Annotated in this window: 8 protein-coding genes; 4 read left to right on the top strand and 4 right to left on the bottom strand. The window is 74.2% G+C overall.

Annotation, left to right across the window (positions count from 1 at the left end; genetic code table 11):
- Positions 1-273: 273 nt before the first annotated feature.
- Entirely contained in the window at positions 274-1,185 is a 912-nt protein-coding gene (locus BMW99_RS04075) for a GlxA family transcriptional regulator (protein ID WP_069465342.1), read from the bottom strand.
- A complete protein-coding gene (locus tag BMW99_RS04070; RefSeq protein WP_079138703.1) occupies positions 1,182-1,838 on the bottom strand; it encodes a cysteine hydrolase family protein in 657 nt (218 codons plus the stop codon). The genes BMW99_RS04075 and BMW99_RS04070 overlap by 4 nt, the downstream gene beginning before the upstream one ends.
- A 192-nt stretch (positions 1,839-2,030) precedes the next feature.
- On the opposite strand from BMW99_RS04070, the gene BMW99_RS04065 reads away from it, so the two are divergent.
- From BMW99_RS04065 to nirD, 3 genes are read left to right on the top strand one after another with little or no spacing between them, the layout of a single operon-like run.
- A complete protein-coding gene (locus BMW99_RS04065; RefSeq protein WP_176735587.1) occupies positions 2,031-3,341 on the top strand; it encodes an NAD(P)/FAD-dependent oxidoreductase in 1,311 nt (436 codons plus the stop codon).
- Positions 3,338-5,953: a nitrite reductase large subunit NirB gene (nirB, locus tag BMW99_RS04060; RefSeq protein WP_069465341.1), complete on the top strand. Its 2,616-nt coding sequence runs from the start codon at positions 3,338-3,340 to the stop codon at positions 5,951-5,953. The genes BMW99_RS04065 and nirB overlap by 4 nt, the downstream gene beginning before the upstream one ends.
- Positions 5,950-6,309: a nitrite reductase small subunit NirD gene (gene nirD, locus BMW99_RS04055; RefSeq protein ID WP_069465340.1), complete on the top strand. Its 360-nt coding sequence runs from the start codon at positions 5,950-5,952 to the stop codon at positions 6,307-6,309. Before nirB ends, nirD begins: the two co-directional genes overlap by 4 nt.
- Before the next feature lie 118 nt (positions 6,310-6,427).
- Here nirD and BMW99_RS04050 read toward each other — a convergent pair whose 3' ends face one another.
- Together BMW99_RS04050 and BMW99_RS04045 are read right to left on the bottom strand one after the other, a co-directional pair.
- A complete protein-coding gene (locus tag BMW99_RS04050; RefSeq protein ID WP_069465339.1) occupies positions 6,428-7,867 on the bottom strand; it encodes an endo-1,4-beta-xylanase in 1,440 nt (479 codons plus the stop codon).
- Positions 7,868-8,196: 329 nt separating this feature from the next.
- Entirely contained in the window at positions 8,197-9,258 is a 1,062-nt protein-coding gene (locus BMW99_RS04045; RefSeq protein ID WP_075016235.1) for a LacI family DNA-binding transcriptional regulator, read from the bottom strand.
- A 158-nt stretch (positions 9,259-9,416) separates the two neighbouring features.
- On the opposite strand from BMW99_RS04045, the gene BMW99_RS04040 reads away from it, so the two are divergent.
- Entirely contained in the window at positions 9,417-10,061 is a 645-nt protein-coding gene (locus tag BMW99_RS04040; RefSeq protein ID WP_075016234.1) for a PhzF family phenazine biosynthesis protein, read from the top strand.
- The last annotated feature ends 128 nt before the right edge of the window (positions 10,062-10,189 follow it).

The raw sequence follows: 10,189 nt of genomic DNA, 5'->3' as shown, positions 1-10,189 counted from the left end.
TCGAGGAGACACTCCCGGAGTGGCCCCTGACCCCACCCACGAACGTGCACCGCCAGGGGCGCGGGGAACTGCGCGACCAGCCACGACGGCGCAGCAGACGGGCACGGCGCCCCGGGGGCAGCCCGGATGCCGCAGGGGCGCGGGGTCCCCCAGCCTTCGGCCGGGAGGTGCCCCCAGCGCGACAAGCCACGACGAACCGTCAGACGGCGACGGCGCCCAAGGGGCGGGACCAGGCCCGGGCAGGGCAAGCCTCGGCCATACCGCGCACCGGGATCAGCCGGACGCGCGAGCGCGCAGGCGACGGAGCATGCGGGCGTCCTGGAAGCCGACCGCGCGGGCCGCCGCCTCGGTGGTGGCGCCGCGGGCGATGAGGTGCTCGGCGCGTTCGACGCGGAGTTCCTGCTGGTAGCGCAGCGGCGTCAGCCCGGTGGCCGCGGCGAAGCGGCGGGTGAGGGTGCGCTCGCTCAGGCCGCTGCCGGCGGCCAGTTCGGCCAGGCCGAGGCGGTCGGTGAACCGCGCGTCGATGACGTCCTGGGCGCGGTGCACGGCGTCGCTGACGTGCCCGCGGTGCCGCAGCATCGCGCTCGCCTGCCGGTCGTCGCCGTTGCGGCGCGCGTACACCACCATCTGCCGGGCCACCCGCGCGGCCGCGCCCGGCCCGTGCCGCACGGCCAGCAGGTGGAGCGCGAGGTCGATCCCGCTGGCGATGCCCGCGGAGGTGACGACCCGGCCGTCGACGACGTACAGCACGTCGCGCACCACCGTGGCCTTCGGGTAGCGCAGGGCGAGTTCGTCCTGCACGTCGTGGTGGGTGGTGCAGCGGCGGCCGTCGAGCAGGCCGGCCCGGCCGAGCGCGTCCGCACCCGCGCAGACGCTCGCGACGGTGCCGCCGGCCGCGTGGTGCGCGCGCAGGCGGTCCAGGGTGGCCGGGGACACCGGCCCGGTGTCGCGCAGGGTGGGCGAGCGCCAGCCGGGCACCACGACGAGGTCGTCGGGGGTCAGCGGCGGCCACCGCGTGGACGCCCGCAGCTGCAGGCCCTGCGCGGTGGGCACGTCCTCCTGCTCGGCCACGTACGACAGCGTGTACCCGAGGTCCTGGTCCGCGGCGGTGGAGAACACCTGGGCGGGGCCGCCGAGGTCCAGCAGGTGCAGGCGCGGGACGAGCAGGAAGACGACGCGGGTCACGATCCGGTCAGCTCCTTGACGGTGGTGACGGTGGCGAAACGGCCGGACAGGGCGTACACGGTGCGGGCGATCACGTCGGCCGGCCGGAGCGTGGCGGGATCGGCCAGGACCTCCGCGAGGGGGCGGCCGGCGGGCGCGTCGGGGTGCGAGATGGGCTCGCTCGCGCTCGCGTCGGCGACGAAGGTCACCCGGTAGCCGAGGTCGGAGGCGAGCCGGGTGGTGGTCTCGACGCACTGCTCGGCGCGGATGCCGCAGGTGATCAGGGAGCGGATGCCGCGCTCGGTGAGGATCTGCTGCAGGTTGGTGGTGGTGAAGGCGTTGTGGGACGTCTTGGTGAGCTGCGGCTCCCCGTCGGCCGGGGTGAGCGGGGCGATGTAGCGGACGTGGCCGTTGGCCGGGTCGAAGACGCCGCCGGTGCCCGGCTCGGTGTGCAGCACCCACACCACCAGGTGGCCCTGCGCGCGGGCGTGGTCGACGAGCCGGGCGACCTGGAGGGCCACGTCGGGGTCGGACGCGGCCTGCCAGCTCTCCCGCTGCCGGAAGGACTCCTGGACGTCGATGACGAGGAGCGCGGTGTCCGTGGCGGCGGGCGCGCCCGGGGACGCCGGCGCGGACGCGATGGGCGCGGTGGACTGCGGGGGTGTCGTGGTCATGGCTCGATCCTGGCGCGGTGGCACGCTCCCAGGGTAGGCATGATCGTGCCCGGGTGCGGAACGATCCGGTCACCCGGGATGCGGCCGGCCGCACACGCTCACACTGCCCGCTGTGCGGCGATGAGCGCAGCGTTGCTCCCGGGAAACGGCCGTGATCCGGCCGGGTAACAGCGCCGCCGCACTCTCGTGGGCATGGACATCGTGGTGATCGGCGGCGGCATGGCGGGCACGAGGCTCGCCCAGCAGCTCGCGCCCTGCGGGGCGGTGCGGGTCACCGTCGTCGGCGAGGAGCCGCACCCCCCGTACAACCGCGTGCTGCTGGCGGAGGTGCTCGCCGGGCGGTACGCGCCCGGCGTGATCGCCCTGCCCGACGGCGGCACCGCGGCCGGGCCGCCTCGGCGGGCGGTCCTGCTGGACCGGGCCGCGCGCCGTGTGGTGTGCGACGACGGGCACGAGGTGCGCTACGACCGGCTGGTCCTGGCGACCGGCTCGAACCCCGTACTGCCGCCGCTGCGCGGCCTGTTCACCGTGACCTCCCACGAACTGCCCGCGGGAGTCCACGCGTTCCGCACGATGGACGACTGCCTGGCGCTGGCCCGGGCGGCCGGCCCGGGAACGCGGGTGGTGGTGGTCGGCGGCGGCCTGCTCGGCGTGTCCGCCGCGCAGGCGCTGGCCGCGCGCGGCGCGCAGGTCGTGCTGGCGCAGCAGGCCGAGCACCTCATGGAACGCCATCTCGACCCGGCGGCCGCGGACCTGCTGCGCCGGCACCTGGAGGACCAGGGCGTGGAGGTGCACACGCAGTGCCGGGTCCGCGGCATCCGCGTCCAGCCGTGCGACGGGCCTGCCGGCCGCCGGGTGACGACGGTCGAACTCGCCGACGGCTACTGCCTGGGGACCGACCTGCTGGTCCTGGCGTGCGGGGTGCGGCCGCGGACCGGCCTGGCGCTGGCCGCCGGGATCGCCGTCGGCCGGGGCGTCGTCGTCGACGACCGGCTGCGCACCAGCGACCCCGCCGTCTTCGCGATCGGCGACTGCGCGCAGCACGACGGCGTCGTGCACGGCCTGGCGGGTGCCGCCCGCGAGCAGGCCGACGTGCTGGCCCGGGTGCTGGCCGCCGAAGCCGGCTCACCCGCCGAGGCGGGCGAGCCGGCCGGCTACCGCGGCACCCGCGCCCTGACCCGGCTGACCCTGACCCGGCCGCGGAGCGCACAGGAGCCGCAACCGCCCGGCGCCGCGGCGGGGACGGGCCCGCGCGGGCCGTTCGACCTGGCCGCGTTCGGGGACCCCGTCCCGGCCGAGGGCGACGACGTGCTCCAACTGGCCGACGCCACACGCGGCGCGTACCGCAAGGTCGTGGTCCGCGGCGACCGGCTGGTCGGCGGCATCCTGCTCGGCGATCTCGCCGCGGTCGGCGCGGTCGCCCGCACCTGGGAGGACGACGAGCCGCTGCCCGCCGCTCCCCTGATCCATCTGCTCACCAACGACGGAGGTCCCCGAGCATGACGACGCCAACCCCCGCCGCCTTCGGCGCAGTCGACCGGACCGGACGCCCCACGGTCGTGCTGGTCGGCCACGGCATGGTCGGACAGCGCTTCCTGGAGGCCCTGGCCGAGCACGGGGTGACCGCACGGGCGCGGGTCGTCGTGCTCTGCGAGGAGCCGCGCCCCGCGTACGACCGGGTCCATCTGACCTCGTACTTCTCCGAGGGCACGAGTCCGCAGGAGCTGTCGCTGGTCGAGGACGGCTTCATGGCGAGGCACGGCGTCGAACTGCACGTCGGGGACCCGGCGGTGGCGGTGGACCGCGACTCCCGCACGGTGACATCCCGTTCGGGGCTGAGCATCAGCTACGACACCCTCGTGCTGGCCACCGGCTCGTACCCGTTCGTGCCGCCGGTGCCCGGCAAGGACGCGGAGGGCTGCTTCGTCTACCGCACGATCGAGGACGTGCTGGCGATCGAGGCGTACGCCCAGGGCGTCACGTCGGGCGCGGTGGTCGGCGGCGGGCTGCTGGGCCTGGAGGCCGCGGGCGCCCTGCGGGGCCTCGGACTGGACACGCACGTCGTGGAGTTCGCGCCGCGGCTGATGCCGGTGCAGGTCGACGACGGCGGCGGGGCGGCGCTGCGGAGGTCCGTGGAGGGCCTGGGCGTGACCGTCCACACCGGCGTCGGCACGCAGGAGATCACGACGGACGACGCCGGCCGGGTGACCGGCATGGCGCTGTCGGACGGCTCCGAACTGCCCGCCGGCATGGTGGTGTTCTCGGCCGGTGTGCGACCCCGGGACGACCTGGCCCGCGCCTGCGGGCTGGACGTCGGCGAGCGCGGCGGGATCGTCGTCGACGCGTCCTGCCGCACGTCCGATCCGGCGGTGTTCGCGATCGGCGAGTGCGCGCTGGCCGCGGACGGCCGTGTGTACGGCCTGGTCGCGCCGGGCAACGAGATGGCCGAGACCGCCGCCCGGGCGATCGCCGGCCCGGACGCGCCGGGCGCCGGGTTCACCGGCGCCGACACGTCCACCAAGCTCAAGCTGCTCGGCGTGGACGTGGCGAGCTTCGGCGACGCGCACGGCACCGCGGACGGCGCCCTGGACGTGCTCTACTCCGACTCGCGCTCGGGGGTGTACCGCAAGCTGGTGATCGGCTCCGACGGCACGCTGCTGGGCGGGGTCCTGGTCGGCGACGTCGAGTCCTACGGGGTCCTGCGGCCGCTGACCGGGTCGGTGCCGCCGGTCGCCCCCGAGCACCTGGTGCTGCCGGCCGGCGCGGGCGCGCCCGTCGCGCTGGGGCCGACGGCGCTGCCGGACGAGGCGGTGATCTGCAGCTGCCACAACGTCAGCAAGGGCGCCATCCGGAGTGCGGTCGCCGACCAGGGGTGCGCGGGGGTGCCGGAGGTCAAGAAGTGCACCAAGGCCGGTACGGGCTGCGGCAGCTGCCTGAAGGTGCTGGGACAGCTGGTGGACGCCGAGCTGGAGGCCGGCGGCGTCGAGGTCGACAGGGGCCTGTGCCCGTGCTTCGGGCAGACCCGCGCCGAGCTGTACGAGATCGTGCGGACGCTGCGTCTCACCTCCTACCGCGACCTGCTGGACCGGCACGGCCGCGAGGACGCGCGCGGTGGCGAGGGCTGCGAGGTGTGCAAGCCCGCGGTGGCCTCGGTCCTGGCGTCGCTGGCCCCGGTGATCGGCGCGAGCGTGCACGTGCTGGACGGCGAGCAGGCGGCGCTGCAGGACACCAACGACCACTTCCTCGCCAACATGCAGAAGAACGGCTCGTATTCGGTGGTGCCGCGCATCCCCGGCGGCGAGATCACGCCCGAGAAGCTGATCGTGATCGGCGAGGTGGCCCGCGACTTCGGCCTCTACACCAAGATCACCGGCGGTCAGCGGATCGACCTCTTCGGCGCCCGGGTGGAGCAACTGCCGCTGATCTGGGCGCGGCTGGTGGCCGCCGGCTTCGAGTCGGGGCACGCCTACGGCAAGGCGCTGCGGACCGTGAAGTCCTGCGTGGGATCGACGTGGTGCCGGTTCGGTGTCCAGGACAGCGTGCGGATGGCCATCGACCTGGAGCTGCGCTACCGGGGCCTGCGGGCACCGCACAAGCTGAAGTCGGCCGTGTCGGGCTGCGCCCGGGAGTGCGCCGAGGCGCAGAGCAAGGACTTCGGGGTGATCGCGACCGCGTCCGGCTGGAACCTGTACGTCGGCGGCAACGGCGGCGCCACCCCGCGCCACGCCGACCTGCTCGCCAAGGACCTCTCGGACGCCGAACTGGTGCGGCTGATCGACCGGTTCCTGATGTTCTACATCCGCACCGCGGACCGGCTGGAGCGCACCAGCGTGTGGCTGGAGCGGATTCCCGGCGGCCTGGACCACGTCCGCGACGTGGTCGTCCACGACAGCCTCGGCATCTGCGACGAGCTGGAGGCGCTGATGGCCGCGCACGTGGCCGGCTACCGGGACGAGTGGGCGGACACCCTCGACGACCCGGAGCGGCTGCGCCGGTTCGTATCGTTCGTCAACGCGCCGGGCACGCCCGACCCCACCGTCCGCTTCGTCCCCGAACGCGACCAGATCCGGCCGGAGCCCCTGCCGGTCGCCCTCACGGAAACGGTGCCCGTATGACCACCCTCACCGGCCTCGCCCCGGTCCTCACCGGCACGGTCGAACTCCGCACTTCCTCCGGCTGGCTCGCCGTGTGCGCGACCGCCGACCTGGAACCCGGGCGCGGTGTGGCCGTGCTGCTCCCCGACGGCGCGCAGGCCGCGGTGTTCAAGGACAGCACGGGACGCCTCTACGCGATCGGCAACGTGGACCCGTTCACCGGCGCGGGAGTGCTCTGCCACGGCCTGCTGGGCTCGGCGGGCGGCCGGCCCTACGTGGCCTCGCCGCTGCTCAAGCAGCGGTTCGCGCTCGCGGACGGCCGGTGCCTGGACGACGACGCGGCCGCCGTGGCCAGCTACCCGCTGCGGGTCTCCTGACAGCGGCGCGCCACGCTGCCGGAACGGCGCACGGACACGGCACCGTTCGGCGCGGGCGGCGGCGCCTGCCGGAACATCCCCTCCGGTGTCCCGGCAGGCGCATGAGGGCCCGTCTCGGTCAACTGACGCTACAAGCCGCGCCGTTGAGTGCGAAGCCGGTCGGCGCGGGATTGGCGCCCGACCAGTTGGCGTTGAACCCGAAGCTCGTCGAACCACCGGCGGGGATGGCGGCGTTGTAGGACAGGTTCGTCGCCGTGTAGCCGGTGCCGCTCCTGGTCACCGTGGCGTTCCACGCCTGGGTGACCGTCTGGGTGCCGGACGACTGCGTCCAGGTGAGCGTCCAGCCGTTGACGGCCGACGAACCGCCGTTCGTCACCGTGATGTTGGCGGTGAAGCCGGTGTTCCACTGGTTGACGCCGTAGCTGACCGCGCAGCCGGACCCGCCGGGCGGCGTCGTCGGAGGTGTGGTCGGCGGCGTCGTGGGCGGCGTGGTCGGCGGTGTCGTCGTCCCGCCGAGCGCCGTCTGGATGGCGGTGTAGGCCGGCTTGGGCTGGTAGTTCTCGTCGTACGGGGTGGCCGCGCCCTGGCCCGGGAAGGTGCTGGGCACCCACGAGGTGGCGTCGTTGAAGCCCCAGACCGTGACACCGACGCAGCGGGACACGCCCAGGCAGTCGTTCATCACCGTCGTGTAGTCGTTCGCCTGCTGCTGCAGCTTGGTGGCGTCGGACGGCAGTTGCATGCGCACGTCCAGCTCGGTGACGGCGACGTCCACGCCGAGGTCGGCGAACCGCTGCAGGTTCGCCTTGAAGTCCGACGGCACCTGGCCGAGGATGAAGTGCGCCTGGAAGCCGACGCCGTCGATCGGCACGCCCTGCGCCTTCAGCGACTTGACCAGGGCGTACATCGCGTTGCTCTTCGCGTTCTGGCCCTCGACGTTGTAGTCGTTGATGTACAGCTTGGCCGCCGGGTCGGCGGCGTGCGCCGCGGTGAGGGCGTCGGCGATGTAGGAGGAGCCGAGCTGGTTGTACCAGAGGTCGGACCGGTAGGTGCCGTCCTCGTTGAACGGCTCGTTGACCACGTCCCAGTGCACGACCTCGCCCTTGAAGTGGGTGACCTCGTCCGTGACGTGCTTGATCATGATGTCGTGCAGCTCGCTGTTGCTGAAGCTGCCGGAGGTCAGCCAGTTGGGCAACTGGCTGTGCCACACCAGGTTGTGGCCCCGCACCTGCATGTGGTTCGCCTGCGCGAAGCTGACGATCTGGTCCGCCGGGCCCCAGTTGTAGGTGCCGCGGGTGGGCTCGACGGAGGCCCACTTCATCTCGTTGCCGGGCGTCACGGAGTCGAACTGGGCGCCGGCGATGGACCCGGAGGTGCCGGTCAGCTCGTTCTGCATCAGGGCCGTGCCCATGTAGACGCCCTTGGCCGCGGCGAGGTCGCGCAGCGGGGTGCCGGCGGCGTTCGCGGCCGGGACGGTGAACGCGAGCACCGCGGCCGCGGTGGCCAGCAGGGCGGCGCCGGATTCGCCGAGGGCGGATCTCAGGGTGCGCTTCGAGAACATCGGGGGTACCTCTCTCCAAGTGGGGGATTGGATCAGGCAGGTGGATCAGCACGTGCGATCGGGAAGCGCGCCGGGCGGACCGGGCGGACCGGGCACCGAACGTTTCGGAGCGCATTCCGATCAGCGGCGTGACCCTACGTCCACCCCCAGGGAGCGTCAACAGATGCGACAGGAAGCGCAGGTCAGCGCGCGGGAGCGCTCCCACGACTGAGGGGAGAAAAGCGGCGGAACGGGCGCCGTACGTTCCGGACGCCAGGGCGGGGGCGGGGCCGGAGGCCGGAGCGGGGGCCGGGACCGCCGCCGTCTCCGCCGCCGCCGGCTCGTCGTCGTCAGGCGCCTTGCGGCGGCGGGGCGCTGCTGGCCCGCTCCACGAGCCGGGTCGCCAGGTCCACCCGCAGGGTGCTCGGCTGGTTGCCGCGGCTGATGTCGAGCACCAGGTGGGCGGCCGCCTCGGCCATCTCCGTCAGCGGCTGCCGGACCGTCGTCAGCGGCGGGCTGATCCAGCGGGCCAGCGGCAGGTCGTCGAAGCCGACCACGCTGAGGTCGCCGGGGATGCTCAGCCCCGTCTCACGGGCCGCCTCGTACAGGCCGAGCGCCTGGAGGTCGTTCCCGGTGAACACGGCGGTGGGACGGTCCTTGAGCCGGAGCAGCTCCAGGCCCTTGGTGTAGCCGGACTCGTGGTGGAAGTCGCCGTTGACGACGAGCGCGGAGTCGTACTGAACGCCGGCGGTCTCCAGGGCGGCGCGGTAGCCGTCGATGCGGGCGCGGCTGCACATGATGCCGGCCGGGCCGCCGATCACGCCGATCCTGCGGTGGCCGAGTTCGAGCAGGTGCCGGGTGGCGGCGAGACCGCCCTGCCAGTTGGTCGCGCCGATCGCCGGCACGTCCTCGCCGGGGTCGCCGGCCGCGTCGAGCACCACGAACGGGATGTCGCGGCTGGTGAGTTGGGCGCGCTGGGCCGGGTCGAGCCCGGACAGCACGAGGATCACGCCGGTCGGCCGGCGGGCGAGCACCCCGTCGACCCACGTCTGCCCCGGACTCAGCCGCCCCGCGGACTCCGAGAGCACCACGCTCAGGCCCTCCTGGCGGGCCACGTTCTCCACGCCCCGGATGACCTCCATCGCCCAGGAGCTCTCCAGCTCGTGGAAGACCAGGTCGAGCAGGGGCGCGGGCTGCACGCTGCCGCGCCGCCGCTGGTAGCCGTGCGCGCGCAGCAGTTCCTCGACCCGGCTGCGGGTCGAGGGGGCGACGTCGCCGCGACCGTTGAGGACCTTCGAAACAGTCGGCGCGGACACACCGGCGGCCCGGGCGATCTCGGCGAGCGTCGCCGTGCCGTCCGACGGGTTTCCCGGCTGGTCATCGCGGGGCTGCTGAACGCTGGGGGCACTCATGCCAGCGATCGTAGCCGTAGCGGCGGGTTCTGTCCGATGCCGAGAAGGCCCGGAGGGTGTCCATCAGGCACTTTCCATCTTTCGGCAACCTCCTCGAAACATTCGCCACCGACCTGCCCTCGTACCGGGGTCCACGGGCCGGATGGTTCAATCGGCGGATGACCACCGTCGAGGTTCTGCGCGTCTTCACCGGCCCCGGCGGCGCCGGGGGCAATCTGCTGGGCGTCGTCCGCGACGGCGGCTCGGTGCCGCCCGCACGGCGCCAGGACCTGGCCGCTGAACTCGGCTACAGCGAGACGGTGTTCGTGGACGACGCGGCGAGCGGCCGGGTGCGGATCTTCACGCCGAGCGCCGAACTGCCCTTCGCCGGCCACCCGCTGGTCGGTGTCGCCTGGCTGCTCGGGACCGGCGTGCTGCGGCCGCCCGCCGGCGAGGTCCCCACGTGGACGGACGACGACGGCCTGGTGTGGATCCGCGGCCGCGCCGAGTGGGCGCCGGGCCGGCTGACCGACCGGTACGACTCCCCCGCCGCCGTCGACGCCCTGCCCGCCCCGCCGCCGGGCGAGGGCTGGCTCTACGCGTGGGCCTGGATCGACGAAGCCGCGGGCCACGTCCGCGCCCGCGGCTTCCCGCGGCGCGGCGACGCCATCGTCGAGGACGAGGCGACCGGTGCCTCCGCCACGGTCCTCACCGCCCGCCTGGGGCGCCCCCTCACCATCCACCAGGGCACCGCCTCCCGCATCGTCACCCGCCCCCATCCCGACGGCACCGTCGACGTCGGCGGCCGCGTCACCCCCGCCTGACCTCCCGGAACCACCGCCCGCACGAGCCCTCCCGGCCCGGCACCGACCCGCGCCGGCACCCGCACCCGCACCCGCACCCGCACCGGGGAACGCACCCGGGAACGCAAAGGCCGGGGGCGGCGTCTCCG

This window comes from Actinacidiphila rubida, from assembly GCF_900110255.1.
Lineage (GTDB): Bacteria > Actinomycetota > Actinomycetes > Streptomycetales > Streptomycetaceae > Actinacidiphila > Actinacidiphila rubida.
Note: the sequence above shows the minus strand (reverse complement) of the source record. Positions and strands in the feature narration are given on the sequence as shown.